This window comes from Candidatus Gastranaerophilales bacterium (assembly GCA_028693235.1).
In the GTDB taxonomy this organism is placed as follows: domain Bacteria; phylum Cyanobacteriota; class Vampirovibrionia; order Gastranaerophilales; family Gastranaerophilaceae; genus JAQUVW01.
The window spans coordinates 182,360-208,995 of the sequence record JAQUVW010000003.1 but is presented as its reverse complement, the minus strand read 5'-3'; the positions used below and the strand labels follow the sequence as shown (position 1 = coordinate 208,995).

General features: G+C 34.2%; 22 protein-coding genes. 18 read left to right on the top strand and 4 right to left on the bottom strand.

Translation table 11 applies throughout. From position 1 onward, the window contains the following. Position 1: 1 nt before the first annotated feature. Complete coding sequence (locus tag PHV37_06525; protein MDD3237737.1) at positions 2-2,374, bottom strand: DNA internalization-related competence protein ComEC/Rec2; 2,373 nt, start codon at positions 2,372-2,374, stop codon at positions 2-4. A gap of 22 nt (positions 2,375-2,396) precedes the next feature. On the opposite strand from PHV37_06525, the gene PHV37_06520 reads away from it, so the two are divergent. The 9 genes from PHV37_06520 to PHV37_06480 all read left to right on the top strand — a co-directional run bounded on the left by PHV37_06520 (position 2,397) and on the right by PHV37_06480 (position 11,459). Then, positions 2,397-2,864, top strand: coding sequence for a methylated-DNA--[protein]-cysteine S-methyltransferase (locus PHV37_06520; protein ID MDD3237736.1), 468 nt, complete (start codon positions 2,397-2,399; stop codon positions 2,862-2,864). A gap of 79 nt (positions 2,865-2,943) precedes the next feature. Then, positions 2,944-3,627, top strand: a complete 684-nt coding sequence (gene atpB / locus PHV37_06515) for a F0F1 ATP synthase subunit A (protein MDD3237735.1) — start codon at positions 2,944-2,946, stop codon at positions 3,625-3,627. Between the two features lie 20 nt (positions 3,628-3,647). Further along, entirely contained in the window at positions 3,648-3,893 is a 246-nt protein-coding gene (locus PHV37_06510) for an ATP synthase F0 subunit C (GenBank protein ID MDD3237734.1), read from the top strand. A gap of 6 nt (positions 3,894-3,899) precedes the next feature. Further along, the gene (gene atpF, locus PHV37_06505; GenBank protein ID MDD3237733.1) at positions 3,900-4,373 is read left to right on the top strand and encodes a F0F1 ATP synthase subunit B; all 474 of its coding nucleotides are present in this window, start codon (positions 3,900-3,902) and stop codon (positions 4,371-4,373) included. After that, on the top strand, positions 4,366-4,869 hold the full coding sequence (locus tag PHV37_06500) for a hypothetical protein (protein ID MDD3237732.1): 504 nt from the start codon (positions 4,366-4,368) through the stop codon (positions 4,867-4,869). The genes atpF and PHV37_06500 overlap by 8 nt, the downstream gene beginning before the upstream one ends. After that, positions 4,869-5,417, top strand: a complete 549-nt coding sequence (gene atpH / locus PHV37_06495; protein MDD3237731.1) for an ATP synthase F1 subunit delta — start codon at positions 4,869-4,871, stop codon at positions 5,415-5,417. Before PHV37_06500 ends, atpH begins: the two co-directional genes overlap by 1 nt. Positions 5,418-5,427: 10 nt before the next feature. Continuing rightward, entirely contained in the window at positions 5,428-6,945 is a 1,518-nt protein-coding gene (atpA, locus tag PHV37_06490) for a F0F1 ATP synthase subunit alpha (GenBank protein MDD3237730.1), read from the top strand. A 14-nt stretch (positions 6,946-6,959) separates the two neighbouring features. Continuing rightward, positions 6,960-7,871, top strand: a complete 912-nt coding sequence (atpG, locus tag PHV37_06485) for an ATP synthase F1 subunit gamma (protein ID MDD3237729.1) — start codon at positions 6,960-6,962, stop codon at positions 7,869-7,871. 15 nt (positions 7,872-7,886) lie between these two features. Then, the gene (locus tag PHV37_06480; protein MDD3237728.1) at positions 7,887-11,459 is read left to right on the top strand and encodes an AsmA family protein; all 3,573 of its coding nucleotides are present in this window, start codon (positions 7,887-7,889) and stop codon (positions 11,457-11,459) included. On the opposite strand, the gene PHV37_06475 is transcribed toward PHV37_06480, so the two are convergent. Beyond that, on the bottom strand, positions 11,456-12,823 hold the full coding sequence (locus PHV37_06475; GenBank protein ID MDD3237727.1) for an aminotransferase class I/II-fold pyridoxal phosphate-dependent enzyme: 1,368 nt from the start codon (positions 12,821-12,823) through the stop codon (positions 11,456-11,458). The genes PHV37_06480 and PHV37_06475 overlap by 4 nt on opposite strands. 46 nt (positions 12,824-12,869) lie before the next feature. Between PHV37_06475 and ligA the strand changes: the two genes are divergently transcribed. From ligA to hisB, 5 genes are read left to right on the top strand one after another with little or no spacing between them, the layout of a single operon-like run. Next, on the top strand, positions 12,870-14,873 hold the full coding sequence (gene ligA / locus PHV37_06470) for an NAD-dependent DNA ligase LigA (protein ID MDD3237726.1): 2,004 nt from the start codon (positions 12,870-12,872) through the stop codon (positions 14,871-14,873). A 6-nt stretch (positions 14,874-14,879) separates the two neighbouring features. Further along, positions 14,880-15,290, top strand: a complete 411-nt coding sequence (locus tag PHV37_06465; protein MDD3237725.1) for a hypothetical protein — start codon at positions 14,880-14,882, stop codon at positions 15,288-15,290. A gap of 6 nt (positions 15,291-15,296) precedes the next feature. After that, on the top strand, positions 15,297-16,040 hold the full coding sequence (locus tag PHV37_06460) for an SIMPL domain-containing protein (GenBank protein MDD3237724.1): 744 nt from the start codon (positions 15,297-15,299) through the stop codon (positions 16,038-16,040). Between the two features lie 35 nt (positions 16,041-16,075). Then, on the top strand, positions 16,076-17,800 hold the full coding sequence (locus PHV37_06455) for an aminotransferase class I/II-fold pyridoxal phosphate-dependent enzyme (GenBank protein MDD3237723.1): 1,725 nt from the start codon (positions 16,076-16,078) through the stop codon (positions 17,798-17,800). Further along, entirely contained in the window at positions 17,790-18,374 is a 585-nt protein-coding gene (hisB, locus tag PHV37_06450; GenBank protein ID MDD3237722.1) for an imidazoleglycerol-phosphate dehydratase HisB, read from the top strand. Before PHV37_06455 ends, hisB begins: the two co-directional genes overlap by 11 nt. Before the next feature lie 10 nt (positions 18,375-18,384). Here the strand turns inward: hisB and PHV37_06445 are convergent, their stop codons facing one another. Next, positions 18,385-19,269 carry a hypothetical protein gene (locus PHV37_06445; GenBank protein ID MDD3237721.1) on the bottom strand — a complete coding sequence of 295 codons (885 nt, stop codon included), beginning with the start codon at positions 19,267-19,269 and terminating at the stop codon, positions 18,385-18,387. Between the two features lie 248 nt (positions 19,270-19,517). Between PHV37_06445 and PHV37_06440 the strand changes: the two genes are divergently transcribed. From PHV37_06440 to PHV37_06430, 3 genes are all read left to right on the top strand, one after another. Then, positions 19,518-23,435 carry an alpha-amylase family glycosyl hydrolase gene (locus PHV37_06440; protein MDD3237720.1) on the top strand — a complete coding sequence of 1,306 codons (3,918 nt, stop codon included), beginning with the start codon at positions 19,518-19,520 and terminating at the stop codon, positions 23,433-23,435. Between the two features lie 78 nt (positions 23,436-23,513). Then, positions 23,514-24,956: a cysteine--tRNA ligase gene (gene cysS / locus PHV37_06435; GenBank protein MDD3237719.1), complete on the top strand. Its 1,443-nt coding sequence runs from the start codon at positions 23,514-23,516 to the stop codon at positions 24,954-24,956. A gap of 354 nt (positions 24,957-25,310) precedes the next feature. After that, positions 25,311-25,649, top strand: a complete 339-nt coding sequence (locus PHV37_06430) for a hypothetical protein (protein MDD3237718.1) — start codon at positions 25,311-25,313, stop codon at positions 25,647-25,649. A 2-nt stretch (positions 25,650-25,651) separates the two neighbouring features. Here the strand turns inward: PHV37_06430 and PHV37_06425 are convergent, their stop codons facing one another. Continuing rightward, positions 25,652-26,191: a tyrosine-protein phosphatase gene (locus PHV37_06425; GenBank protein ID MDD3237717.1), complete on the bottom strand. Its 540-nt coding sequence runs from the start codon at positions 26,189-26,191 to the stop codon at positions 25,652-25,654. 131 nt (positions 26,192-26,322) lie between these two features. Between PHV37_06425 and PHV37_06420 the strand changes: the two genes are divergently transcribed. Continuing rightward, a complete protein-coding gene (locus tag PHV37_06420; protein MDD3237716.1) occupies positions 26,323-26,628 on the top strand; it encodes a hypothetical protein in 306 nt (101 codons plus the stop codon). Positions 26,629-26,636: the final 8 nt, after the last annotated feature.

Below are 26,636 nucleotides of genomic sequence, written 5' to 3'. Positions count from 1 at the left end.
TTTAGTCGTGTTTTTCGAATTTTTTTCGTGTTTGATTAAATACATAGATTTCTGTGCCGTTTTTGTTTATTTCAGCTTTGATACAATTTGAATGGTCGGTTCTTAAGATGTCTGATTGGTTTGTTTTTAGTGTTTCTATGGTGTTTTTGTTTGGGTGACCGTATATGTTGTAACCAGTTGAAATTACAATTTGTTTAGCACTTGTCTTTTGAAGCATATCACTTGTTACGGTGTTTTTTGCTCCGTGGTGACCAAGTTTGATTATTTTGATATTTTTAATTTTGTCTTGTGGTAATTTCTTAAATGTAAAAGCATTTGCATCAGCCATAAATAATATTTTTTGTCCGTATGAAGTAAGCAAGGTTATTCTGGAGCCTTCATTGTCTGAGGTTCCGTGTTGTATGGGAGTAATATCTTCTATAAGAAAATTTTTATCTTGCAAAATCGTGCAGTTAGTATTTGTTTTTAGCGAAATATTTTTGTCTTTTGCAGCTTGCTTAATTTTTACCGAGAGGTTTGTTTCTTTTGCTTTTTGTGCTACATAAATATTTTTTATATTTGTATTTTTTAATAAAGGAATGGCACCACCGGCATGGTCGGAGTCGTAGTGAGTGATGATAAGGGTATCGAGGTTTTTTATTCCTTTTGAGTTCAGGTATTTTAAAATTATTTGTTGAGCTTGAGATGACGAGCCCATTTTGTACGGCTGTTTGCCTGTATCTATTAATATATATTTGTTGTGCGGGCTTTTTATTAAAATAGCATCAGCGTTACCTACGTTGAAGAAGATTACTTCTGTGTGGTTATTCGGTTTTGAAAATATTGAGAAAGAAAAAAGAACGAGTATTATTGTTAAAATAAATATAAAAATTTTTTTGTTAAACTTTTTTATAAAATATGAAGTTATTAAGATTAAAGCGGAATAATAAACGAATAATTGAAGAAATGATGGTTGGATAACTGTAGTTAATGCGTTTGGCAAATGAGAAAAATAGTCAGAAATTTTCACAATTGAGGTCAAGAACGGATTAATTACAAAATCAGAAAGCCTACAAAATAATATACCGACTCTTGGAATCATTGCAATTATTGAGCTTATGAACCCGGCAAAACTTACTAATGTCAAAAATGGAATAATGGCAATATTTGCCAAAACGGAATATAAAGCAAAAGTGTTAAAGTAGTACATCTGAATAGGAGCAGCGTATAATTGAGCTATAACAGGAACAAGGACTGCACTTGCCACTATGTTCCACAACTTGTTTTCTATTTTTGAAAATATTACAGGGCAAGTGAATAAAAGCCCGAAAGTTACCACAAATGATAGCTGAAAACCAATATTGTTAATCATTGCAGGGTCTAGGATAAGCATTAATCCAGCTACAAAAAACAAAAGGGAGAGTGTGTCGGCGTCTCTGTTGATTAATTTGCCGAGTAATATGAAAATAAGCATTAGAGTTGCTCTCATAATGGAAGGCCCAAAACCTGTCATACAGGTGTAAAAGATTATAAGCAAAATGCCGGTCAGAATTGATAATTTATAGTGTATTTTAAATTTTTGAGCGATGAAAAACCAAATACCGAAAATCAAAGTCACATTCATTCCTGATGCAGCCAAAATGTGTAGTAAGCCTGAGTTAAGGAAAGATTCTTTTAAGTTGTCGGGTGGATTTACAGCATCATCGCCAAAAACGATTCCGCCTAAGAGCTCAATGTTTGGGCTTTTTATGTAATTTTTATGGATAGTTATTATTTTGCTTCGTTTTTCATTCAGATTTTGTAAAAATTTCCAGTAAGGTGTATCAGCAGTTTTTATAGTCTTGAAGCTGTTTTCTTGAGCGATAAATAAGGTATAAGTATTTACATTTTTCAAATATTTTGCGTAATCAAATTGATAAGGATTTCCTGCCGGTTGCGGTTTTATTAATTTACCTTTAACCTCAATTGTATCGCCTATTTTGAGGGTGTTTAATTTTTGCGGTGAATCGTATATTGTAACAATAGTTTTAGCCTTTGTGGCTTGTGCTTTTTCAAACAGCGGGGTTATTTCTTGTATTTTTGCGTAAAATTTTGAGCGAAATTTACTGTTAGAGGTTGGTATGCTGACTATTCTCGCTTTTATTGTTGCGGTACTTGGAGCGTAATTGTAAATGGCATCAGTGTCGTTGATATGCAAATCAGTGTTTATAACGCCAAAAGCAAATAATATTGCGAAAATAACTCCAGATTTTGCATTTATTATGTTTTTAAAGATTAAAAATAATGTCAAAATTAATAAAACAGTTGTAAATAAAGGTATTTGTCCTTGGAAAAATGCTATAATTCCAAGAATATAATACAGGACAAATATTATTGTAATATGTGTTTTAGCCATGGAATAATGATACAATAATTTTATGAAAACGACATTATTTAATTCAGAAATAGGCAAATTTGTTATCGTTTCAAAAGCGGAAAAGCTTGTTAAAATTGACGCTAATATTAATTTATATAGCGAGTTTGTAAATTGTGAGTTTAACAATTTTGTAATAAAACAAATTGAAGAATATTTAAATGTTAAACGTGAAAATTTTGAAATTCCAATAGAAATATCTTTTGGAACTGTTTTTCAGCAGAAAGTTTGGCAGGAAATATCTCTAATTCCTTATGGAACTACAATCTCTTATGCTGATTTGGCAAAGAAAATCGGCGTAGAAAAAGCTTCTAGAGCAGTTGGCAATGCGACAGGGAAAAATCCTGTACCTATCATCATTCCTTGCCATAGGGTTATTTCTTCAACAGGCAAAATCGGTGGATTCTCTTTGGCGATAGAAGTTAAAAAATATTTGTTAAAAATTGAACAAAAAAAGATTGCCAAAAAGTGATTAATAGTGGTAAACTAATCGAAGTTATAAAAGGTTAGTATCTTTTATAGGTAGATACACTCTCTTATGAGGTAAATATATGAGCGAGCATTGGGTAACGCACATAGGTTCATGGGCAGTAAATATGGATACTGTTACTACTATGTGGATAGCTATGGCTGTATTGATTTTGTTTGCTTTGCTCGCAACAAGGAAATTGGCATTAATCCCAAACAAACTCCAAGCTCTTGCAGAAGGCATTTTAGGTGCTTTTTATGGGCTGACGGATATGATGATTGGCGGAAAAGAGGGTGCTAAACATGTTCCTTTGGTTGCTTCGTTGTTTTTGTTTATATTGGTCTCAAATTTGATGGGGCAATTGCCTTGGAAACTCTATCATTTAAAGGCTGGAGAGTTTGCTTCCCCGACTAACGATATAAATTTGACAGGTGCCTTAGCTATAATTGTTTTGATATATTATGTTTTTGCGGGAATTCGCAAAAAAGGTTTCAAACTTATATTCCACGGCTTTGGATTTGATAAAATAATATTGACCTTGGTTGACTTGTTAGAAATGATTACTCGTCCGTTGACATTGGCTTTACGGTTATTTGGAAATGTTTTGGCAGGCGAGATACTTATTACGGCATTAATCGGTATATTTGCATATTTGTTACCATTGCCGATAATGATATTTGAGTTGCTTGTGGCTACAGTTCAAGCACTTGTATTTACTATGTTGACGCTTGTTTATGTTTCGTCAGCAGTTTCAGATGAACATTAATTTGTAAAAGGAGAAAAAATATGGCAGATGTACAAACAATTTCAGATTTAGCTCAATTAGGAGCAGGTGTCGCAATCGGCTTTGGTGCTATTGGTGCAGGGCTTGGAATAGGTATTGCAACAAAAGGTCTTATGGACGCTATCGCAAGACAACCTGAAGTCGCAGGCAAAGCAGTCGGCTTCTTCTTGGTAGGTGCTGCTTTGGCAGAAGCTTGTGCCATTTATGCATTGATTATCGCATTGAAATTGTCAGGTATGATTGGATAATAAAAAATGGAATTTAATGCTACTTTTATAATTTCAGCTGTAAGTTTTATAATATTCACTTTGATAATGAATTGGATATTCTATAAGCCTGTCAAAAAAATCATGGACGAAAGAAAAGCTTATATTGATGATAATTATAATGAGGCAAATTCTGTTAAAGAAAAAACTCAAGCCCTTTTAGATGACAAAAATGAAAAGATTGTTGGTGCTCAAAAAAATTCTCGCAAGCTTGTTTCTGATGGCGTTGAGCAGTCTAAGAAAAATAAAGAAAATCTTATTCAAAATGCAACCAAAACTTCTAAAGATAAGATTCAAGAGGCTAAAGCTAACTTGTCAACAGAAAAAGAACAAGCCTCAAATGAATTAAAAAACAGCGTTTATGACTTATCTAAAAATGTTGCTGAAAAAATCTTGGGAAAAAACGTCGATAATTTTGAATACGATGAAAATCTAGTCAATGAGGCAATGAAAAATGCTTGATTTATCTTTTTCAAATATAGTGCATTCAAATACTCTTAATTTTGCAATCTTGGTTGCTTTAATTGTTTATGTTCTCAAAAAGCTTAATGTTGCTGATGCAGTAGAAAATTTGAGGACAAAAATAGAAACAGGTATTAAGTTATCTGAAAATAAGAAAAAGTCTGCACATAAAAATTTGAAATCAGCTGAAATTGAAAGAGAAGCCCTTCCTAAAGAGCTTGAAAACATTGAAAATATTGCTAAAAACAGCTTGAAATCTTTAGAATCAAAAATTCTAGATGAGGCAACTCAACAAATTAAACACATTGAAGATGGAGTTGAAAAGGCTGTAGACTCAGAACGTAACAAGATTACTTCGGCTTTGACCAAAGGAGTTTCAGGTGCTTCAATTGAGCTTGCTACAAAAAATATGAAAAATATGTTGGCTCAAGATATGGATTTGCATACAAAATTCATCATGGAAGCTATAGATGAACTCGATGGAGCAGGTTTATAATGGCGAATATTAATTTAAAACAAAATAGAATAGCAAAAAGGTATGCAAAAGCTCTATTTGATGAAGCAAAGGCTTCTTCAATGCAGGATGAAGTCTTATCAAATTTGAAATTTGTCGTTGATACTTGTAAACAATCACCTGATTTGAAGGATTTTTTGGAAAATCCAATAATTTCTACAGAGGACAAAATCGATGCAATAAATACCATTTTTAAAGAAAATGTTTCAAATATAGTCTACAATTTCTTTGTATTGCTTCTTGAAAATAAACGATTTGACGTCCTTGAGTCTGTTGTTTCAAATTATATTGAGATGCTGGATGAAATGAATAATATTTTAAAAATCAAAGTTACATCTGCAGTTGAAATGAATGGTGATTTGAAAAATAAGTTAATTTCCAAAATTGAAAACAAAACGCAAAAAAAAGTTATAGCTGATTACCTTATAAATCCCGAAATCATTGCAGGTTTGGTGATAGATATTAACGGAAAAATTATCGATTCAAGTTTGAAAACAAAACTAAAAGGTTTGCAAAAACAATTAATATAAGGAATACATTATGTCAACAATTCGACCGGATGAAATTACATCTATTATCCGAAACAAAATTCAAAACTATCAAAGTGCAGTTGATGTTAATAACATTGGCACAGTGCTTGAGGTAGGTGACGGAATCGCTCGTATTTACGGTTTGCGAAATGCAATGGCGAGTGAACTTATTGAATTTGATGACGGAAAAGGCACTCTCGGGATTATTTTAAACCTTGAAGAAGATAATGCAGGTGTTGTAATCTTAGGAGAATATTCTCAAATTAAAGAAGGAATGATAGCAAAAACAACGGGCAGAATTGCTTCTGTACCGGTTGGCGATGCTTTAATCGGTAGAATAATTGACCCTACAGGAAAAGCAATAGATGGAAAAGGTGATATCACATCAGACAAAACAAGACCAATCGAAAAAGTAGCCCCAGGTATAGTTGCAAGAAAATCGGTTCACGAACCTTTGCAAACAGGGCTTACAGCGATTGATGCCTTAACTCCAATCGGTCGTGGTCAACGTGAACTTATAATTGGCGATAGGCAAACAGGCAAAACTGCTATTGCTATTGATACTATTATCAATCAAAAAGGGCAAGATGTTATTTGTATATATGTTGCAATAGGTCAAAAGGCATCAACGGTTGCTCAATTAGCGAAAACATTAGATAAATACGGAGCAATGGATTATTCAATTATTGTTTCAGCTACCGCTAACGAATCTGCACCTTTACAATATATTGCTCCATTTGCAGGTGTTGCCATTGCAGAAGAATTTATGGAACAGGGTAAAGCTGTTTTAATTATATATGATGATTTGACCAAACACGCACAGGCATACCGTGCAATGAGTTTGCTTCTTCGTAGACCACCAGGTCGTGAAGCTTACCCAGGTGATGTTTTCTACTTGCATTCAAGATTGCTTGAAAGAGCTGTAAAATTGAATGATGAGTTAGGTGGTGGAAGTATCACAGCTTTGCCAATCATCGAAACTCAAGCAGGTGACGTTTCAGCGTATATTCCGACCAATGTAATTTCTATTACAGACGGGCAAATATTCTTGGAAACAGGTTTGTTTAACTCAGGTATGAGACCGGCTATTAACGCAGGTATCTCGGTATCACGTGTAGGCGGAGCCGCTCAAACAAAAGCTATTAAGCAAGTTGCAGGTAAGTTGAGGCTTGACTTGGCTCAGTTTAGAGAACTTGAGGCTTTTGCTCAGTTTGCAAGTGACCTTGATAAAACGACTCAAGACCAATTGTTAAGAGGTCAAAAACTAACTGAAGTGTTGAAACAGCCGCAGTATTCACCATTGAGTGTTGCTCAACAGGTCAGCATATTGTTTGCGGTCAACGAAGGCTTCTTGGATAATATCGATAATAAAAATATGGTGAAATTCAAAAAAGATTGGTTTGAATACTTTGATGCAAATCTTCAAGACTTAGCGGTAAGATTAAATGATGGAGCTGCTTTGAGTGATGAAGACAAGGCTAATTTAAAAGAACATATCGACAAATTTAAAGCTAACTTATTCAGTTAACAGGTAATAATTAAATGGCAAATTTAAAGAACATAAGAGATAGAATAAGCAGTATCAATAATACTCAAAAGATTACTCGTGCAATGAAGATGGTTGCTGCTGCAAAAGTTAAAAAGTCTGAAAACAGAGTTAAGGCATCCCGTCCTTTTACAAAAGAATTGGGCGAGATGCTATATAAGCTCTTAGGCTCTTTAAATTACCTTATGGATAAGGATTATGCAGGCGAAAACGCATTGGATAATTATCCCGCTCTTTTAGAAAAAAGAGAGCAAAAAAATGTTGGGCTTTTAGTTGTTACTTCCAACAAAGGGTTAGCAGGTGCTTTTAATGCAAATGTTGTCCGTCATACTTTGAAAAAAATCAAGGAATATAACGAGCAAGGTAAAAAGTGCAAACTTTTTGTTGTGGGATTAAAGGGGCTTGGACCATTGAAACATGCTCCGAAGGATTTGGATTTTGAAATTTTAACTTCTTATACAAAATTCACCGATCCTACGTCTGCTGCTGCTACTGTTATTGCGGAAGACATTGCGAAGTCTTTTATTGATAAAGAAATCGATTCTATCGATATTGTCACAACCAGATTTAGAAATATGATGTCTTATTCTGTCGAAGATTGGCATATCTTGCCTTTAGTTGAAAAGACTAAGGAAGCAGGGTATATTGATTTGGAAATGGACTTTGAGCCAGGTTTGTCACAAATTATGCAAAAAACCTTACCATTATTTGTTGCAAATACTATATTTCAAGCTTTGTTAGAGTCTACTGCAAGTGAGCTTGCGTCAAGAATGACAGCGATGTCTGCGGCTTGCAATAATGCGGAAGAAATGATTAGAACATTGACCGTAGATTATAATAAAGCTCGTCAAACAGCAATTACTCAAGAGATTACAGAAGTCGTAAGTGGTGCTGATTCATTGAAGTAGTTGTGGGTTTTGCCAATGAACATTAATAAAAAGTTTTTATTTACAGCGTTTGCTTCAGCGATTTGTTTTTTTGTCGGTGTATATTCAGCTGTTTTAATTGTTTTACCTCAAATTCTTGATGTAAATAAGTATAAGGCTGTGATTTTTGATGAACTTCATAAGACTACTGGTTTTACTTACAGTGCAGAAAACATAGATTTAAAAATGGCGTTCAGTCCGTATTTGAATTTATATTTGCATCATGTAAAAGTTGATTATCCTAACGGTTCAAATTTTTTAAAAGTCAAAGATGCAAATGCGAAAATCGAAGTAATTCCGTTGGTTGTAAGAAAAATTAAAATTAATAAAATTATTTTAACTCGCCCTATAGCTTCAATTTCAATGTATTCCGACGCTTCGACTTCTATTGAGAGATATTTTAAACCTATAGAAAAAAAATCGGGTACAAAATTCGCTTTTAGTTTGCATGAATCAATTCCTGACATAAAGATGAGCAGATATAAGGTAAAAATCAATGATGTAAATTTTTTCCATCCTTTTTTGCTTCAAGGCGAGTCTTTATTTTTGAGCGATTTAAGATTAAATGAAAGTCTTAAGTTAAAGACAAAAGGCACTTTGAAACAGTCTGACACAAATATATTGAATTATGATTTGGATATAGACACTTTTTTGACGAAAAATCCATCGGGGCATTTTTTTACAGTCAGTCCTTTTTTTAATTTAAAAAAATATGCGGTTCAATCGGATGTTTATGCTCATTTGAAAATAAGGGAGGACAAAGAAATTCCTTTTATTGACGGCGATATGGCACTTACCAATCTTGCGGTTAAAATAGATGAGAGAAAACTTTCCGGTAATAAAATTAAGTTAAAATTTTCAGGTAAAGAAGTTTTATTAGATGCATTATTGAGGACAAGTCAGGTTGATGAAGCTTTAGCAAAGGGTAGTATCAGCTTTGGTTCACACAAGGATATTGATTTGACCGTCAAGGCAATGCGGGCGGATTTGGCAAATTTAGAAGATTTGTCAATTGCAATTTTGGATAGTTTTAATATTAAAAACGAATTAAGAAATTATAAAATTTCCGGTTTGGCTAATCTTGATTTTCGGATAAAAAGTAATTTCAAAAGAATGGAATCAAGTGGTAACGCCGAAATTTTGAACTGCTCGGTTTTAAGTAAGCATACGCCTTTTAAAATTACGCAGGCAAATGCGGGAATCAGTTTTGAAAATAATGAAATTAATGTCAAACAAGCAAAGGCGTTGTTGAATAACACGCCAATAAATATTTCCGGAAATATAGACTCTCATGCCGTTGTTAATATGTTAGTTAAGGCAAATAATTTACCTATAAAAAATTTGTTAAACGAATTTGCTTTTTTATACAAACTCAAAGGACTTTCAGTAGAAAATGGCAGTTTGTCTTTTAATGCTTTAATATCAGGCAAGTTGACGCAGTTTGATATTAATGTAACTTCTGTATTAAAAAAATTGCAAATAGAAGATTTGAAGAACGGTTTTACTATAAAAATTGCTCAAGGTGATGCTGTTGTAAAATATGAAAAGAAGAAAATAACAGGCTCACTCAAGACAACAAATTCTGTTGTTTTTTCTCGTAAATTTAAAACAAATATTTTATCGAGAAAAACAGAGATTGAATTTGATAAGGACAAAGCCGTAATAAACCCATCAGAGCTTACTTGGGGAAATTCCGGGGCGAATTTTAAAGGTGAAATACAAAATTTCAAAGAGCCAAAGTTTGAATTAAATCTTAATGGCAAAGTCAAGTCAACTGATTTGTATAAATCGCTTTCATCTGTTAAAAAATTTCCGGCAGGTATTAAGGGGACACTTCCTGTTATAGCTGAATTGAAGGGTAATTTTAATTCTCAAAGGGTAAAATTGCAGTTTGCAACGGATTCTTCTAATTACGTTTCAGCTCTTGTAATTAAGGAAATGCTCAATAAGCCCGGGATTTTGAATCTTGACGCAGAGATTAATCATAATAAAATAGCGATAAATGACTGCTCTTTATATAATGTCAAAAGTTTTCAGTTGAGCAGTGATTTTGCCAAAAACTTGACCGGAGCAAAGCGAATTGTAATGGTTTCAGGCAAGGTGTCTGATTTCTTAAATCCTGTTTTAGATGGTGTAAAGGTTGTAGTTCCCGAATCTTTAACCGCTTCTGTGGCTGGTATTCCCGGGTCTGAAATTTCTTTCAAAACAGATGTAGCAATGAATGGCTCTCTATTTAATCCGAAAATCAAAGGTAGTGCTTTTGTTTATCGTTTTAATGTGCCTGCGTCAAAAATAAATGTCCAAAATTGCACAGCTGAATTTGATAATAACAATTTTTTAGTTAAAGTTCCTTATTTAAAGATAGGTAATACGCTTGTTTCCTTGAATGCAAACGGAATGCCGCATTTAGGCAAGAAAATTGTTGTAAATAATGTAAAAATCAATGCTCCCAATTTAGATATTGATGATATTTTGGAAACTTTTGGACCTCTGTTTAATAACGTTGCATACCCTAGGGTGAATGTTCCGTTGCAAATAAAATCAGGAAGTGCAGTTATTTCGAAATTCCATGCAGATGGAGTGAAGGCTCAAAACATAAATACGAATTTAAGTTTGAATAATAATAATTTAAAGCTTCAAAAAGTTACAGGCAGTGCTTATGGCGGAAGCTTTTGGGGAAATATTGATTATAATTTCAGAAGTACAAATTTGAAATTAAATCTGGGCGGAAAATCTTTAGATGCAGCAACTGCGGGGAATGCTTTTTTATCATTGCCAGATATTTCAGGCAAAATGGATTTTTATTCAAATGTTAATATGTACGGACTTGATAAAAGACAAAAGATTAAATCGTTATCAGGAACGTCTAGTATTGCAGTTTATAACGCTCATTTAGGCCCATTAGGTCGGTTTGAACATTTCTTGTATGCACAAAATTTGATATCCCAAAGTATTATGAAATCTACGATTAATCTGCTAGCACAGGCGGTTGCTCCAAAAGATACAGGACGAGTTAAATATTTAAAGGCGAATGTATCGTTTTATGACGGGTATGCAAAAATAAACAGATGTGTTTCATCGGGTCCCAATATGAGCATGTATCTGTCAGGACGATATAATATGCTTAATAATTGGGCTGATATTGAAATATTGGGTAAGGTTTCTCATGAAGTTGCAAATGTCTTGGGACCATTGGGGCAGTTGTCTTTGGCTAACATTGCAAGCAATATTCCTCAATTAAACAATGTTTCTTTGCCAAATATTTTTTATAACAATTATAATTTGGCTGTTCCTCAATCGACAATTGCAAAAATTCCTGATTTGACGCCGAAAACGCAGTTGAAGACGAAAGATTTTACTGTTAAAATAATTGGTAATGCTGAAAGTGTAAAATCAGTTAAATCATTTAAATGGTTAGTGTTGAGCAAAAATGGTGAATTGCCGGAGGTTCAATCTTCAACACGTCCTAAACCTCAAACTTTCAAACCAGAGGCGAGTCCTGAACAATATCATTCTATCAGACGTGAGAATAGTGAAGTTCCGAGCTTTTTAGATAAACTTCCTGATTAGTTCAAAACTTTAAGTGTATCTTTATCTTTTAAAAAAGGAAGATGAGCTTCTTGTACCAATTCTCCCGGGATTAAAATCGGCATTCCTGGGGGATAATTTACGATAAGTTCGTTTGCAATTTTTCCCACAGCATCTTCTTTTTGAAATTCTATTGAGTCTTGGTTGTAAACATTTGCGGGGGCAAAAACTACCTTTGGCTCGATATTTACATAATTTGAATTGTCATCAATTATTTTATTTTCTTTAAGAGCTTTTTTGCTAATTTTAGCCAGTGCTTTTTTTAATTTTGTTAATTTTTTCTTGTCTGTTCCTATTCCGGTCAAAAATAAAACGGATTTGTCATTTGCAAGTTCATCTTCGATTTTGTATTTATTAAATAAGATGTCAGAAAGTTCAAAGCCTGAAAGCCCGTCTATTTTGACTAATATTTTAGTTATATCGTTGTTGTCGTAGTAGATGTGCAGATTTTCCTGTTTTGACAAGTCATTTTTGAACTTTACAATTTCGTCGATTAACTTTGCAATTTGTTTTTTACCTGCTTTCGAACCAAGAAAGTCTATAGTAGATTCTATGTCTAGTAGGAGCGGATATGAGGGTGATGTTGTGTTAATCAAATTCAATGCTTTTTGGATTTTTTCAGATGGAACCTTGCTGTCAAAGCTCAAATGCATAATCGCCGCAGGATTGATTGCACCTGCAGTTTTATGTAAAGATTGAATTGTGATATCAGCTTTAGAATAAATAGCAGGAGTTCCTATCGTTTTGTCAAAATTCCATAAAGCCCCGTGGGCCTCGTCGACAATCAAGATTACATTTTTTTCATTACAAATTTCAGCGATTTTGTTTACGTTAGATATAACGCCCTCGTAGCTTGGATTTGTCATTATAAAAACTTTAATCTGCGGGTTTTCGTTTAGAGCTTTTTCAACGTCCGTGTATTTAATCGGTTTGAAAATTCCCCATTCTTTGTCAAATTGTGGCGTGAGCCATATTGGGTATGCACCTGTTAAAACGAGCCCGCTGTATATAGATTTGTGACAATTTCTTGCAATTAAAACGGAATCATTTTGTGCTAAAGTGGCAATCATCGAAGCCAATATACCTGATGTTGAGCCGTTTGTTAAGAAAAAAGAGTTACCTGCTTCATATATTTGGGCAGCTTTTTTTTGTGCTTCTTTTATTGCTCCTGTTGGGGCGGAGAGGTTGTCAAAGCCTTCAATTTCGGAGTAGTCGGATTTGAAATATTTTTCGCCCAAAAGATTTTTACATTTAGGGGGGATAAAAATTCCTTGGTTATGTGATGGTGTTGTAAATAATAACCTTTTTTTCTTGCCGTAATTTTTAATTAATTTTATAATGCTCATAGACCTAATATTTTTTTATAGTAATACATAGAATAATTATACAATCATGACAACTGAAAACGACAAGCTTGACGCTAAAAATCGTATAGATGAATTAAAAAAAGAGATAAAATATCACAACGAGGCATATTATAAAAAGGATACGCCGGAAATTACTGACGCACAATATGATGCTTTGTTTCGCGAGTTGAAAAAGCTAGAGGGTCTTTTCCCTGATTTGTTGACAAAAGACAGTCCGACACAAAAAGTCGGTGGAGGTATTTCTGAAAAACTTCCGCCTGTTAAACATAAGTATAGATTGTATAGCTTAGACAATTCAAACAGTTATGACGAGCTTTCTAAATGGTATGAAAAAGTCAAGAAAGAATATCCTCAAGAGAACAATACCGAATTGGTTGCGGAGTTAAAGATTGATGGATTGGCAGTTGCGTTGAGTTATGAAAAAGGCGAGTTAGTTCTTGGGGCGACTCGAGGTGACGGTGCTGTAGGGGAGAATATTACTGAAAATATAAAAAGGGTAAAAGGTATTCCCCACAAGCTTACACGCCCTGTTGATATAGAGGTGAGGGGCGAAGTCTATATGCCCGTATCATCTTTTAATAGAATAAATGAAATTCAGAGGAATTTAGGAAAAAAAGAATTTGCAAATCCTCGGAATGCTGCAGCCGGGTCTTTGAGGCAACTTGACGCAAATATTACAGAACAGAGAGATTTACATTTTTGGGGCTATGCGGCAGTTTTGATAGATATGCCAGAAATAAAATCTCATTACGAAACTTTGCAATTGCTGAAAGATTTAGGATTTAGTGTGAATGATTTGAATTTGGTTTCTCAAAAAGGGATTGAGCCTGTTATAGAGTATTGTGAAGATATCGGCGAATCTCGAAAGAAGCTTGATTACGCAACGGATGGAGTTGTTGTAAAAGTCAATGATTTGCATAAACAAAATGAACTTGGGTTCACTGCAAGGGCTCCAAAGTGGGCTACTGCGTTCAAGTTTCCGCCTGAGGAAATTTGGTCTACTGTTGAAAGTATCGAGTTCTCAGTTGGGAAAACAGGCGTTGTGACTCCTGTTGCTAATTTGACGCCTGTTCAACTTGCCGGAACCACTGTGAAACGTGCGAGTATCCATAATTTTGATGAAGTTTGCAGATTAAAGGTGAATGTCGGAGATAAGGTTTTAGTAAAAAAAGCAGCTGAAATTATACCGAAAATAGTCGCTTGTGACTCCAATCGTGAGGCAACTGAGTGCACAATTCCACAAACTTGTCCTATTTGTGGAACGAGTTTGGTAAAACCTGAAGGCGAAGTTAATATATATTGCTCAAATTATTGGGGTTGCCCTGCTCAGGTAAAAGGCAGAATCGAATATTGGGCGTCAAAAGACGGTATGGATATTGACGGAATGGGCGAATCTATTGTTGAACAGCTTTATGATAAAGGATTGGTCAAAGATGTTTCTGATATTTATACTTTGACAAAAGAACAATTGATTTCTCTGGATTTGATAAAAGAAAAATCAGCAAACAACCTTTTAGCCTCCATTGAAAATAGTAAACATAGACCTTTAAGCAGGTTTTTAACTGCTTTGAGTATAAAACTGGTGGGCAAAGAAACAGGAGATCTTATCGCTGAAGAATTTCCTACGTTGGAATTGCTTAAAAAAGCTTCTCTAACTGATTTGACAGCAATAGATGGTGTTGGCGAAAAAGTTGCAAAAAGTGTAATCGATTATTTTTCTGATGATAGAAATCAAGAAATATTACAAAAACTTGAAGCCTATGGCGTGAAACCTGAGGGAACATCAGTTCAAAAATTGTCTGACAAATTTAATGGTAAAACTTTTGTCATAACAGGTACTCTTTCAAAGCCTCGTTCTGATTTCGAAGAAGTTATAAAATCTCAAGGCGGAAAACTCTCAAGCAGTGTAAGTAAAAAGACTTCGTATGTTGTAGCCGGCGAAAATCCCGGGTCGAAATTTGACAAAGCTACCGCTTTAGGTATTATAATATTAAATGAGCAAGAATTTAATGAGCTCGTAAGTGGTTGAGGTAAGATGAATAAGAATTTTAAAGTTATAAAGATAAATGGCTTTAGAGGCGTTTTGACTGCGATATTTGTTATAGGTTGTTTGGTTGCAGGCTTTTTGATTTTTCCCGGGTGGGTGTTTATGCACTTGTGGAATTATTGTGCTTCTTTCTTTTATACAATGCCCTCTATGCACTTAGTCCACGGCGTTATTTTGTGGGCAATAGTTGCACTGACTGTTTATGCTATAAATAACAACCATCCTTTAATCGGTGTTTCTTCACACCCTGCATTAAATGAAGAGCAAATAAAAGATATTATGGAGCGAGTAAAAGCTAATGCTCCTAATCCCGTAAATATGCCTAAAAATATTAAAAATGAAGAAAAAAAAGTAGAAAATAACGACAAATCAGACTCCTTAGACGAGATTAGAAAGTAGGTAACTATGAAAAAATTATTGACTACAGCAATGTTGTGCTTGTTTGCCTTTTGTGCAAATCAATATGCTGACGCAGCTAATTGCCCTCCGGTAAAGAATGTTGGCGTTATATCAGTAAGCAGCTCTGCTACGAAGGATGTTGACCCAAATTCAGCTGAAATGTCTTTTGCTGTTGAAACGACTGCAAAAACAGTAGCAGATGCTACAGCAAAAAATAAAGTGGCAGTATCTCAAGTCGTAGATGCTTTGAAAGCAAAATTGAATCTTCAAGGCGGAGATACTATTACAACCAGCCAATTTTCAGTGCAACCTAATTATAACTACGGAAAAGATGATAAACGTACAGTAAATTCATATACAGTTATGAATTCTGTAAAAATAAAAACAAAAGAGGTTAAAAAAGTAGGTGAGTTAATCGATTTGGCAGTTGCAAAAGGTGCAAACCGTATGGATAGCTTGGCTTTTAGATTAGAAAATGAACAAAATTTATGTAACGATTTGTATCCGGAGGTTATGAAAAAAGCTCAAGAACAAGCAAATACTGTTGCAAAATCAATGAATATGAAAATAACAGGCTTGAAAAGTGCTCAAACAAGTTCAAGTGTTCAATATTCCAGCAATGTTTCTTTTTCTTCAATGTTGAGAGCTAATGGTGCCGAAATGGCTTCTGTTACAAATACTCCGATTGAAGCAGGCAAGATTAAAGTTAAAGCTGCCGTAAACGCTGAGTTTACTGCTGAAAAATACTAATTACAGAAAAATGTGATTTGTAGTATAATTCAACTATGATTAAACCGAAAAAATCAATTGAAAATATGCAAGCTTATGAGGTTCCGCTCTTTACTAAGGAGTGGAACCTTAAAATTGATTCAAATGAAAATTTATATGGACCCTCGCCCAAGGTTTTAGAAGCGATAAAGAATGTTGCTCCGGAGGATATTTGTTTCTATCCTTTTTATGGCGAAATATCCCAAAAAATAGCTGATTACACAGGTTTTAATATTGATAATATTAAAGTTACAAACGGTGCTGATGAGGCTATATATTCTGTTTTTCAAACTTATCTCGATAAAAATGATATAGTTTTGACAGTTACTCCAACATTTGCAATGCCTATTATTTATTCAAATATCTTGGGCGGAAAGCTTATAGAAGTTCCTTATAAAAAGAAATGGAAATTTCCGATAGATGATTTTTTGAAAGAATTGACAACTAATGATGTAAGGATTGTCTATTTGACAACGCCTAATAATCCGACAGGAGAGGCGATTTGTCAATCTGATATGGAAAAAATCCTTGAGGCATCTAAAGATAAAGTCGTTTTGATTGATGAAACTTATGGTAATTATTGCGAAACAAGTTACAAGAATTTTGTTCATAATTATGACAATATTTTGCTTGTTAAGTCTTTTTCAAAAGATTTTGCCTTAGCTGGATTAAGACTTGGCTATATTATTTCAAACGAGAAAAACATAGCGGATTTAAAAAAAGTTGTTAGCCCTTATAGTGTCAATAATATTGCTACAATAGCGGGCTGTGCTGCTTTAAGTGATTTGGACAGATTTGAAAAAGTAAAAAAAGAAATTATAAAATCAAGAGAAATATTAGCGGAAGGTTTTTCTTCTATCGGAATGAAAGTCTATCCTTCAAGTGCCAATTTTATATATGTAGAGTGTGGCGAAAAAGCTGATTATATTGCGAAAAATTTGGAAAAAGACGGCATAAAAGTTAAACATTGGACCAATGGCTTTTTGAAAAATGCACTCAGGGTGACTGCTCCACAACCGGAACTCGCTCAAAAAGTTGTTCACAAATTAAAAAAACAACGAGTTGTGATTTTTGATATGGACGGCGTTTTGATTGATGCTGGTCAGTCTTATCGATTGGCTGTTAAAAAAACATTTGAATTTTTTGCAGAAAAAGAAATATCATTTGAAGAAATTCAACAAGCTAAAAATCTTGGCGGTCTTAATAATGATTGGGATTTGACTGAGTATTTGCTTCAAAAAAACGCTATAAATATTGAAAAAACAAAACTCATAGAAAAATTTCAAGATTTTTATTGGGCTGAAGGTAAAGGGTTTATAAACAACGAAGAACTGTTGATTGATAAAGCAGTTTTGGCGAAACTTAATGAAATGTGTAATTTTGCCGTATTTACAGGTCGCCCGAGGCAAGAAGCTTTTTTTGCTCTAAAGAAAAACGGAATGGAAAATTTGTTTTTCCCGATTGTGACAATGGACGACTTGCCTATCGATTGTCAAAAGCCAAAACCTAATGGTGTTGAGATTATAAAAAATAAAATACTTGCCAATGAAATATTTTATATAGGCGATACAGTTGATGATATGATTTGTGCAGAGTCTGCAAATGTCTATGGGGTAGGGGTTTTGCCTCCTCAAGATAAATCTGATTTGTTGAAATCTGACCTTATGAAAAAAGGTGCAAAAACTGTTTTGCACGATGTTAATGAACTAATTAACGCAATGGAGAAAATATATGAGATATAGTGCTAAAGAGCGTAATACCTTAGAAACAAGGGTTAAAGTCGAGATTAATCTTGACGGAAAAGGTGAAAAAAATATTTCGACGGGGATTAGGTTTTTTGACCATATGTTGGAGCAGCTTGCGGCACATTCGGGATTTGATATTAAAATTGACGTACAGTCACTTGATTCTGACCCCCATCACATAGTGGAAGATGTTGCTATTACAATAGGTTCAGCTTTTCTTGAAGCTCTGGGTGATAAAAGGGGAATCAATCGCTATGGTGAAAAAACTATTCCGATGGATGAGGCTTTAGCTCAATGTGTGATTGATTTATCGGGTAGGATTTTTTCTAAAGTAGATGCAGACTTTAAAGAGGAAAAAACATCAGATTTTGAGATTATTTTGGTTCCTCATTTCTTTCAAAGCTTTGCACAATCAAGCCTTTCAACTATACATATCAATGTGTTAGACGGTGTTGACCCTCATCACAAGGTTGAAGCTATATTCAAATCATTTGCAAGAGCAATAAAAGTAGCGACAACAATTGATGTAGCAAAAAAAGACGTGATACCTTCAACAAAAGGCGTTTTGTAAAAAAGATTTGCTAATCATTTAAGAAATCTTTGATAAACTTTCCGAATTTCCCGAGCCCTTCACCCATTGGTGCAGCGGTATCTGTAAATTTGCTTGTCAACGTTTCAATTAGAATGTCGGTTGATTTTTTATCAGAAGCTACATAGTCTAAATCTATGTATTCAATTTTTTTCAAAATGTCATTAGGGAGTCCGTGGATTTTGTTTTTTGAGATAGCTTCTTTGATTACTTTTTGAGCATCGCCTGCACCTTCTTTTAATTTAATGATAATTTTAGGCGTTTTGCCTTCGACATTTCTTGCTTCGGTTGCGATTTTTCTCGTAGTTGCAAGTATGTCTTTGACATCTTTAGCTGCTTCATCAGTAACTCTAATTGATGATTTTTTGAGATTGAAAGCTTTTAAAGAGCTTGATTTTGTTTGATTTATAATTTCATCTAAATGGTTTTTAAGTCCTTTAGCACCTGTAATTCCTTCTGACGCTACTTTTGAAAGTTTGAATTTTTTAGCGGCAAACACGATTCCAGTTGCAGCACCGGCAAGTAGAAGAAGGTTTTTAAAGAAACCGCCTCCGGATTTTTGGTTTCCGCCAGCCAAACTGCTTGAAGCTAAGGGGTTTTGTTGTCTGATTTCTTTTGCTTTATTATATTTGTTGGTTAAATCTTGATTAACAGAATATTGGTACATATCATCAGGTGGAGCTACACTGCCGATATTAGGTTTTGCAAGAGCCATTCCTTCGGTTGCTTTAGCGGTATTTTCTTGGATTTTTTTTGCAGCAACAGGGTCTGCCGGAGTTGGTGCAGCAATTTGAGGTGCAATATTTTTCGGCGGTTCAGGTTGGGTGTTTGATTGTTGAACCGGTTGATTATTCAAATTAGAAACAGGTAAACTCATTGTTTCCACCTCTAAAAATTAGTAACATATATATAAAATAGCAATAAACATTTCAAATTGACTATTTTTACTTTTTTTTTGTTTAAAACTTAACAATAATTAATAATAATGCTAAAATATAAAAGTGAAGTATATTATTGATTAAATTAGTGTAAAATTTTCTTAACAAATCCCCTAAAAAAACGCAAGAAATTGCGTTTACAGGAATTAATATACATATCTGACTTTTGCATGACAAGGAGTTTTTTGTGAATATAGTTAATGGTTCATCATTCAATCATAACAAGAAAAATGAAGTATCTTTCGGAGGACAAAAGAAGTTCGTCGATAATTATGGAGCAGTGCAACAAAAGTTCTTTCTGCCCTATGATACTGATAAATATAGTGCAAAGCTAGAATTATATAGAGTTGCCAAAGATAAAAATGGCGACTATTCCTTGGCGTCAAAAGAGCCAATTGCTTTTAGCTTGAATGAAAAAGGTGAAGCCCCAAACGTTGCACCTGATAAGTTGTTTGGCGATAAAACCGAAGCTTTTGCATACAGATACGTTTTGACTGATAAAAATGATGAAAACAATAAAAAATTTGCCTTTGACCCCGGATATGTAATAGAGGACAAAAGGATTGAACATTCTGACGATGCGGCAAAATTAAATGTTGTGTTGAACAACGGTGCTGTTATAAATCGCCCGGGGAAAATGCAACTTGTTATGTTAGACCAATATAATCCCGGTTATACACGTGAAAAAGACGGTAAAATTTCATATTCAGAGGCTTTGCGAGCAAATGCTTTGGCTTCTACCAGAACTCATACCAATAAACTTGGCGGAAATTTTGCTGGTTTAATCCAAAAATTAGATAAGCTTGAAAAAGAAGGCTATACAAGAATTGTAGGCATGCCTGTTACTAAAGATACGGTTTCCTCTCACTTGTATTGGACACAAAATGCATATCAACTCGCACCTCAACTTGGTGATATGAATGACTATAAAGACCTTCAAAAAGAAATGTTTAAACGTGGAATAAACTGGGTTTCAGATGCTGCTTTGGTCAACGAAGGATTAGAAGGTATCCATTTTACAGATGTTTTAAAATGGGGAAAAGATTCACCATTTTATAATTGGTTCAAAATAAATGGACTAAATGATGGCGTAATGGCAATGGGTGTTTTGCCAAAACAAGCTGATTACTTAGGCTACAAGGTTGTGAATTCACCTTTTGAGTTGGGTAATACCTCAAAAGCAAACAAAGAATACGACGTGAAGAAACCGACATACGTTCAGTTTTTTGATACCAGATTGGCTGATAAAAAACAAATGACTGACAATAATCTGATTAATACGTACGCAAAAAATAATACAGATAATAACTATGATATAACAGCTCATGACGATACAGTGTATCCATATTCGTTTGAAGTTAAGCCTGAACAATTAAAGCAAAATATAGATAAATATATAGCTTTAAACGGTAAAGATGCCAGTTTGCAAAGCATGGACGCTGTAAAAAACATAATGCAATTTGATAATTTCAAAATCGACCAAAAAAATGAGGGTGGCTTTGTTGCTTGGGACGGAAATGTCGATATTGCAAAATTGAATTTCTCTTATGGTACAGAAGATGTCAAAAAATACGTTGATTCTTTACCAAAAGAAGAACGTAAAGAGGCAATGGAAGCAATGGAAGAAGGCGTTTGGGCTGTTCAAGATTATGCATTGTCATCAGGAAAATATTGGACTCAATTGACAGCAGATACGACGACTTCTTATGCTGCTTCATTGTTGAGAGGCGTAAAGGAGCCGTCAGCAAAAGCATATATGCAAAAAATTCAAGACGAAGTTAAAGCAGGTAATTTGCCGAAATCTTCAATAGAGGCAATGACTTCACCTGTTATAAGAAATATTATAAATGGGAGATACGAATCCAAAACACTTGAGTCAAACGATACTGTAATAAATACTCTAGCCAAAAAAATAATGGATTATCCATTGGAAGCACTTCCTGCAAATAATGATTTGTTGGCAGTTTTGACATCTCCGTATATTGCAAAAAGAGCTTCAAATAAAGATGAGCTCGGCGTTTCAAGATTTGATTTGTATCAAAAAGGAAATCCTAATTTAAAACCGAAATATCAACAAATTTATGATAAAGCAGATAGCTTCTTGGCTAATGATATAGCTTCCTTTTCAATTAAAATATTGAAAGGGTTGGGAATGGATTTGTCAGATGGCAGTTCTCCAAATGCATTAGGTAAGTTTGTTATTAAAGATGTAATGGATGATGTGACACAATATGCTTTGATTAAATCTATAGCACCTAATGCTCCTATTGAATTTGATAAAAACGGCGAGTTGGATTTGTCTAAAATTAACCCTGCGGATATTACATTAGGCTCTTTGGGTATAGATATGAATTCGCCTGAAGAAAATGCTGACGCTTTAATCGATAAAATGAGTGAAAATTTTGCTAAAATTAGTGATGAAGACAAAAAAGAATTAACTGCAGCCTTAAAAAAACGATTAAAAGGTGCAGATGTAAATTCTTATTTGTTAGCAGAAGCATTGGTTGATAGAACAGAAACAGGCTTGAACTGGAGAATTGATGCTGCAAAAGATGTAGCTCCCATTGATTCTGTAAGAAACGGCACTGATGGAGCAGGTGAAACTTTTGACAAAGCTATAGATTTCTGGAAAGCATATAATAAAGCTGTTACAGAGGTTAATCCTCATTCTTATACAGCAGCTGAAATAACTGATTTAGAGCAGTTATTTAACAAAAATCCTGATGGCAGATTCTCAGGACCTTGGGATGCAGAGGCTAAATTTATTCGTGATACAGGCATTACAACAACAGCCAATTATACTTATTTCTTCTCTTCTGTACCTGAGCTGTTTAACAAATCTGCTGAAACTGGTGAAACCAATAGTAAGTATGGAAATCCTGTAGAAACAAGAAAAAATTTGATTGAAGGTTGGAGTGAAAATCCTGGCTTTTTCTATCAAACTCCGCTTGAAGGTGTTCTTCATTCATATACATTTGTAGGAAACCATGATAAACCGAGAATTTTGCACTCATTGGCTTTAGATATGGGATTGTTCTATTCTCCTATGACTGATGCAAATGATCAAAAAATTGCGGCAGAAGTATTGGGCAAAGATGATATTTCTATCAATTATGATAAAGTTTCATCACCAGCAATTGCAATGGGCAAGGCTCTAAAAGACGGATTGGCTCAAGCTGCAGCAGATAAATCTTTGAAAAATACTCTTAACGATGATATTAAAGCTTCTTTAGATAAAGCAATTGCTGAGATTGCTTCAGGAAAATTCAAAGGTGAAAAATTTAAACCTGATGCTTTTGGTGCAAGACCTGTTGATAAAGCTCTTGATAATGTTTTTGAGCAAGCAAAATCCAATGGATTAAAAATAAACGAAAAAGATGAAAAAATTATAAAAGATGCGGTATTTAATAATGTTATGAAACCTGCATTTGAAAAGAACTACAGTATTTACAAGATGATGGTTACACTCCCCGGTGATGTTACGGACTTTGGCGGTGATAAAATCGGAACAACAGGCTACGAAACCAAAGCTAAAAACTATTATCAACAAAATAGAAATACGCTTGTTTGGGAAAGAACCGACCCTAAAAATCAAAAATACTATAATGAAGAAGTTGCAAAATACGAAAAGAAAATGAATGCGATTTTGGATTATAGAAACAAACCCGAATTAGCACCATTGAATGATGGAATTCCTGTTTCATTGCCAATGGACAATGATACGTATTCTGTCTTGAGATACAATGACAAAGGACAGGCTGTAATTACTGCATATTCATTGGCGGGTTTAAGTGTTAATGCACATGATTCGATAAAACGTGAAGAAGTCAATCTTGATTCTATCAGACTTGATGGCGGTTCTGAAAATTACAACCATGCTGATGGAGACCAAATCAAAACTGCAAAGAATAGGGCTCCTAAAGAGGGACTTGCAGGCGGCTTGACAGAAGGCACTATCTTTAAGAGTACAAATTTGGCTGATAAAGACAGAACATTTGTAGTCGCAAAAGAAGGCGGTCACTATGTTCTAAAAGCAGAAGACGGCGGAAAAATCACAATCAGACCTGATGATTACAACTCATTAGTTTTGTATAAAGCTGAATAGATTCACTAAACGATAGAACAATTTATAAAAAAATCCCTTTGTAGTACAATATTTTTTGTAGAGCGAAGGGATTTTATTATGCTAAAAGTACATAACTCATTTAGTAACCAAACAGAAGAATTTAGTCCTATTACAGAGGGCAAAGTTAATATGTATGTCTGTGGACCTACTGTTTATGACCATCCGCATTTAGGACATGCCAGATGCTATATTACTTGGGATATGGTTTATCGATATTTGAAATTTTTAGGCTATGACGTCAGGTATTGTAGGAATGTGACGGATGTAGATGATAAAATTTTGGCTAAAGCAAAGGCTGAAAATTCTACGCAACAAGAAATTTCTCAAAAATATTATAAAATTTTTTCAGACAGTATGGACAAATTAAACATATTGAAGCCTGATATTGAACCTTTTGCGACAAAAACTATCGGTGAAATGATAGCAATCGTGAAAGATCTTATAAATAAAGGTTTTGCTTATGAGGTTGATGGAGACGTTTATTTCAGAGTTAAGAAGTTTAAAGATTACGGCAAATTGAGCAAACAACCGATTGATGACTTGGTTGCAGGTGCAAGAGTTGAAGCGTCATCTAAAAAAGAAGATGTTTTGGACTTTGCGTTGTGGAAAAAAGATGAAATTGACGGATTTAAGAGTCCATGGGGACTTGGCAGACCGGGGTGGCATATTGAGTGTAGTGCAATGGCTCGCAAGCATTTGGCTAAGGAAATTGATATTCATGCCGGTGGTGCGGATTTGATTTTCCCTCATCATGAAAATGAAATAGCACAGTCAGAGTGTGCAAATGGGTGCAGATTTGTCAAATATTGGCTTCATAACGGATTTGTAACTATTAATAAAGAAAAAATGTCGAAGTCGCTAAAGAATTTTGTCAGCATTGACGCATTGCTTGAAAACTATGATTCAAATACAATCAGATTTTTCATTTTAACAAATCATTATAGAATGCCGGTTGAGTTTAATGATATGGCGTTAGCCGGTGCTCAAGCAGGATTTAAACGATTAAAAACAGCTTACAACGATGGGGTGAAATATGTCGGCGAAGCTAATTTGCTAGAAGATATTGATGTCCCTGAAATTGAACAATTCAAGGAAGCAATGGATAATGACTTTAACACTTCAAAGGCGTTAGCGGTTCTTTTTGACCTCGCAACTGCTGCCAATAAGTGTAAAGACGCAAATGATAAACAAGGTGCCTTACAAGCTGTCTCAGCACTCGTAAAATTGACAAATGTTATGGGCTTCAAAGTCGAAAAAGATGAATTATCTGAATCTGAGCTTTCAGAAAGATTGGATAATATTGTCGCAGACTTTGATTTTTTGCCTGAAACAGATAAAAAATTAACAGGAAACGCTCTTATGGAAAGAGTTATAGCTGTCAGAAATGAAGCTCGTTCAAATAAAAATTGGGACGTTGCTGATAAAATCAGAAACCTTTTAGATAGCATAAATATTATCCTAAAGGATAATAAAGACGGTACTATCTGGCAAGAAAAATAAAATAATCCGTTACATTTTGATGATTGATGCAACAATTATACTTTTTTAATGTCTAAAGCCTTGTGTAATACGAGGTAGGAACAAAAAACATGCCTACAAAGCTGCAGGCATGTTTTTAGTTTTTGATATTCGGCTTAATGTTGAGGAGCGTGCTTTTCCAAAATTGAAGGAATAGCAATCAAACCTAGGTACATAACCAATCCGAACAAAACAACATAAAATGCATCCATAACAAAACTTCCTATCTAATATCTACACATAGATATAGTTCCCAGCTTTGTGATTTCTAAACATGAAATGAGCAAAAGGGCAAAAAAATAGTATTTATGAAGTATAATGAGGATGGTAAATTTTATGGATAAGTTAAAGATAAAACGATTGTTTTCAGGATTATGTTGCTCAAATTGTAAGAGCGACTTTGACGAAGATTCAATAAAAATCATGCGTGAAGAAGATAATTTGTATGTTGTGCAAATTGTTTGTAGGCATTGCAAAAAAGCTTTCGGGCTTGCGTTTTTGGGACTAGAGTCTATTGATTTGAAACCTGAAAAAATAAAAGATTCAGATTTGAAATTGGAGATTTTAGAAGGACCGGCTCCGATTAGTTATGATGATGTGATAGACGCACATAAGTTCATCAAAAATATGGATACAGATTGGGAAAAACACATTCCGTCAGATTTTAAAGGTTAAAGCTATTGCATAGCAGTGCGGCTGCAGCCTTTCATCGCTGAGTCGAATTTTTTTAAAAAGTTTTCGACATTGAAAAATAGTGTTTTTCTAAAGCCATGGGCTTCCATATCTTTGATGGCGTCAGGCATTGGGAGTCCTTGTTTTGTGTATTTTACGAGAGCGGATACAAATCCGGTTCGGTCCCGCCCGAATGTGCAGTGTATAAAAAGAGGATTCTCCTTTGTTGCTGATTCAATTGCTTCAATTATGTATGGAAATGTATTTTTTATATGGAAAGGATTGAGTGGAATATTAATGTATTCCAGCCCGTTTTTTTTCGCTTGTTCAGTTAGAGCAGCCAGTTCTTTTTTTGTTACAGATTTTAAGTTCAGGATTTTTTTAACCCCTTTTTCAGCAAGCATTTTCATTTCTTTTTCAGAAGGTTCAGAGCCTCTATAGAATGAATCTGAAATTTGTTGGCAATAAAATGGTGTCTTATTGACCCAAACTTTGTCCATAAGTTCAATTATAGGATTGTTTTTTATTGGCTTAATCGAAACCATAGCGTACCTTTTCTATATTTATAAAAAATTTTTAGGTGCTAAGATTGCTTGAATTTATAAAAAATTTGCGAATTTTAATAATTCTAAAATCGGATTTGCTGTCCTTAAAAAAAATGTGATAAAATAGTTCTATGCAGAAAATTTTATTTAAAATTTCATATTTTTATTTTGCGTTGATAGCCTTATTTTCTCTGTGGTATCTTGTAGTTGCTTGCTTTATAGCGTTTGCAGAGCCGGGAGTCAGGCTAAAAATGGTGGGTTGTGTTATCTATTTTGCTACGTTAATTTGTGCCAATTCTTTTTGCATGCAAAAAATCAAATTGTTGAATAAAAATGATGTTGGATTTAACGGCTTGATTAAAGCAGAAAAAATCGCAATGATTATAGCATTGCTTTTGTCTATTTTCTTTTGGCTTACATTGAAAGCTTTTAACTAAAAAAAATA